This is a genomic window from Synechococcus sp. BA-120 BA3 (assembly GCF_034931285.1).
GTDB lineage: Bacteria > Cyanobacteriota > Cyanobacteriia > PCC-6307 > Cyanobiaceae > Cyanobium.
Window position 1 is genome coordinate 1 of the sequence record NZ_JAYGHZ010000464.1, and the last position, 1,217, is coordinate 1,217.

Below are 1,217 nucleotides of genomic sequence, written 5' to 3' on the forward strand. Positions count from 1 at the left end.
GGCCCCGGCCGCTGGGGCTGGGGCCGAGGCTGCGCAGCTGGCCGCTGCAGAGCAGCAGCACCCCCTCGGGCAGCACGTCGGGGCGCAGGACGGTCTGGCCGATGCGGAAGCGCAGGGGCTCCAGCAGGGGGTCGATCGCGTCGCGACGGGCGGGGGGGAGCCGGTCGAAGGGCGCGAAGTCGTTGAGCAGGCCGCTGATGGCTCCGGGGGAGGAGGTCATGGGGTGTCGTCCTCCTGCAGCAGGGCGAGCATCGCGTCGAGGGGCGGCAGCGGCTGGCCTTCGAGGAGGAGCCGCACCCGCTGCTCGAGCCATTCCTCGAAGAGTTCGCCCATCATGCGCTCCCTGGTCGGCTCGTTCAACTCGGCCGGCAGGAACTGTTCGAGCCTCAGCACCACCCAGCTCTCGCCCGCCTGGAAGGGTTCGAACAGCTGGCCGGGGCGGCCCCGGCGCAGGCGGCTGACCAGGCTGTCGTGGCCGGCGGCCAGGGGCAGGGGGCCGATCTGGCCGCGGCAGTGGCGCTCGGGGCCCTGGGAATGGAGTGGCGCGAGGGCATCGAAATCGGCCTCCCCCTCGGCGATCTGGTGATGGAGCTCGGCGGCGAGGTCCTCGCTGTCGACGCGCAGCAGGGAATAGACCACCTGGTCGAGCTCGGGTTTGCGCTGCAGGAAGCGCACCTCCACCTCGTCGTCCCAGCGGCAGCGCACCAGGCGCTGCAGGCGCCGCTTCTGGGTGGCGAGGATGCGCAGGTCGTCCAAGACCAGGCCGCGCTCCTGCAGCCAGCCGGGCACGTGCTCGTCGTCGCTGATGCCGCGACGCTCCAGGAAGGCGGCCATCAGGGCCTTCTCCTCCTCCACGGGCAGGGGGATGGCATGCACGAGCTGGTCGAGCACCCAGGCGCGGGCCAGGGGATGGGCCTGGCCCTGCTGGCGGATGAGGCGGTTGAGCTCGGAGAGGGCCAGCCAGGGGCGGCCGGGGGGCAGTTCCACCACCGCCGGCTCCGGCAGGCCGGCGAGGGGTTCGGGCAGGGTGTCGCGGGGGGTGGTCATGGGGCGGACCTCCGGTGGGGCAGCTGCAGGCGGTCGAGGGCGTCGGCCATCAGGGCCAGGCCGTTGTCATGGCTCCAGGTGGCGCGGGCATAGGCGAAGGCGGCGGCAGCCATGGCGCGCCAGGCGTCGTCGTCGCCATCGAGCTGGAGCACGGCCCGGCACCAGTCGTC

The 1,217-nt window shown here is 73.3% G+C and carries 2 protein-coding genes; both read right to left on the reverse strand.

Features of this window, described 5'->3' with window-relative positions:
• Positions 1-220, reverse strand: a 220-nt coding sequence (locus tag VB737_RS16815; protein WP_500314654.1) for a cyclic nucleotide-binding domain-containing protein, incomplete at its 3' end; no start/stop codon positions are given.
• Positions 217-1,047 carry a peptidylprolyl isomerase gene (locus VB737_RS16820; RefSeq protein WP_500314655.1) on the reverse strand — a complete coding sequence of 277 codons (831 nt, stop codon included), beginning with the start codon at positions 1,045-1,047 and terminating at the stop codon, positions 217-219. The genes VB737_RS16815 and VB737_RS16820, both read right to left, overlap by 4 nt.
• Positions 1,048-1,217: the final 170 nt, after the last annotated feature.

Bases quoted from the DNA above. Each gene is read 5' to 3' on its own strand.
- VB737_RS16820 (WP_500314655.1), bottom strand. From the start codon at position 1,047: ATGACCACCCCCCGCGACACCCTGCCCGAACCCCTCGCCGGCCTGCCG.